The organism is Collinsella sp. AM44-11 (genome assembly GCF_003467145.1).
Taxonomy (GTDB): Bacteria; Actinomycetota; Coriobacteriia; order Coriobacteriales; family Coriobacteriaceae; genus Collinsella.
In genome coordinates this window covers 1-1,897 of sequence record NZ_QSFE01000025.1, presented here as the reverse complement: position 1 = coordinate 1,897, position 1,897 = coordinate 1, and the positions used below count along the sequence as shown (strand labels likewise).

Genomic DNA, 1,897 nt, shown 5'->3' with positions numbered 1-1,897 from the left:
GAACCTACAACAGCGCGGTTAACAGCCGCGTGCTCTACCATTGAGCTACCGAGGAATTTAAAAGCCCAGCGGAATGGGCTGAGAAATTCTGGCTCCCCGGGTAGGACTCGAACCTACAACAGCGCGGTTAACAGCCGCGTGCTCTACCATTGAGCTACCGAGGAATAGGTGCGTGCTCTCAAGCAACGAAGTTTATTATACGGACGAATCGGCACAGGGCAAGAACTTTTTTGAGAAATTTTCTCGCCTTGATCCCTTGCCTTGATTATCGACTTTATCCGAACACCTCCCACATTCATCCGTACATGTACGGATGAATGTGGGAACCCGATACCCTGAGGGCCGGATCGGCCGGCCCCGGGAGATCGGAGGACGGCATGTCCGGAAAGAAGAAAAGGGGCTCCGCAAGGGCGGTCCCGAGGGCCTACGGAAGGCTCACGAGGCACGAGCGGGACACGGTCCAGAGGATGCTGGAGCGCAGGGCGTCGTGCAGGGAGATCGCGAGGGAGCTGGGCAGGTCGCCCTCGACGGTGAGCGCCGAGGTGGCGTCGCACAGGTTCGTGACGGCGCCGAAGGCCAGGCGCGGCGAGCGCGTGGACGCCTCCGCCGACCTGTCGGCGGCCTGCCCGCGCCTGGCCGCGTGGCCGCGCTGCTGCAACGGGTGCGGGCGGTACCGCGCGATCGGCTGCAAGCGCCGCCCGCACGTCTTCTACGAGGCCCGGGCCGCGCAGCTGTGCGCCGACTCGGTCCTCGTCTCGTCCAGGCGCGGGATAGACGCCGACGAGCCCGCCGCGGCGGCCAGGCTGGAGGCGATAAGGGACTGCCTGCGCCGGGGACTGTCGCCCGAGCAGATGGCGGCGCGCAACGGCGGCCCGGTGGACCTGTCGCCGTCGACCATCTACCGCTGGGTCTCGGCGGGCTACGACGGCATGACCAACATGGAGCTCAGGCGCAAGGTCGGCTACAGGCCGAGGAGGCGCGCCGCGCGCCGGGCGGCGACCCGCCACTCCGCCCGCAGGTCACATGCCGCGTTCCTCGCCCTCGGGGAGGACGCGTGCGCCGCGGCCTGGGAGATGGACACCGTCGAGGGGGCCCGGGAGGACAGCGCCTGCCTGCTCACGCTGCTGCACCGCCCCAGCAGGCTCCAGCTCGCGCTGCCGCTGGAGGAGAAGACCGCCGGGTGCGTCGCGGGCGCCCTGGAGGGCGTCCGGGCGGTCCTCGGCGCCGACGGGACGCGCCGCGTGTTCCGCGCCGTGCTCACCGACAACGGCCCCGAGTTCTCCGACGAGGACGCGATCGCGGCGCTGCTCGGCGAGGGGCGGGGCGAGACGAGGCTGTTCTACTGCGACCCCCGGCGCAGCGACCAGAAGGGCGCCTGCGAGCGCAACCACGTCGAGATCAGGAAGCTGCTGCCCAAGGGCCGCGGCCTCAGGTTCGACCGGCTCGCCCCGGCCGACCTGGCGCTGGCCATGTCGCACGTGAACTCCGAGCCCCGCGGCGCGCTCGGCTTCGCGACGCCCGCCCGCGCCTTCCGGGCGATGCTCGGCGGCGACGCGGCGGCGCTGCTCGAGGCATACGGCGTGGAGGACGTGCCCGTCGAGGAGCTCGACCTGACGCCGGGGCTCATCGAGCGGGCGCGCGCGGAAAGGGGCGATGCCCCGCTGTCCTAGCCTAGAAGGAAAAACGGAATAGACGGACCGACCGTCCGGCTGAGTCTGGGAAGAGGCGCCGGGCGGCGGGCGGAGCATGGCCACCGGACCCATCGAAACACATCTCCACCGTTCCTTCAACTGGGAAAATGCCGCCCCCGGACCCCGGGAGGGGCCGCGGGGGCGTTCGGCTAACTGCGGGAATGGCCTATTTGCTCAATGTGTTCGGCTGAGATCGGAAATCAACC

At 69.2% G+C, this 1,897-nt stretch carries 1 protein-coding gene and 2 tRNA genes (1 of these 3 cut by a window edge); 1 reads left to right on the top strand and 2 read right to left on the bottom strand.

Annotation, left to right across the window (positions count from 1 at the left end):
• A tRNA-OTHER gene (locus tag DW943_RS10145) sits at positions 1-55 on the bottom strand (it extends 50 nt beyond the left edge of the window).
• Positions 56-89: 34 nt separating this feature from the next.
• A tRNA-Asn gene (locus tag DW943_RS10140) sits at positions 90-164 on the bottom strand.
• Between the two features lie 153 nt (positions 165-317).
• Between DW943_RS10140 and DW943_RS10135 the strand changes: the two genes are divergently transcribed.
• Positions 318-1,670, top strand: coding sequence for an IS30 family transposase (locus DW943_RS10135; RefSeq protein WP_370448080.1), 1,353 nt, complete (start codon positions 318-320; stop codon positions 1,668-1,670).
• Positions 1,671-1,897 lie beyond the last annotated feature (227 nt).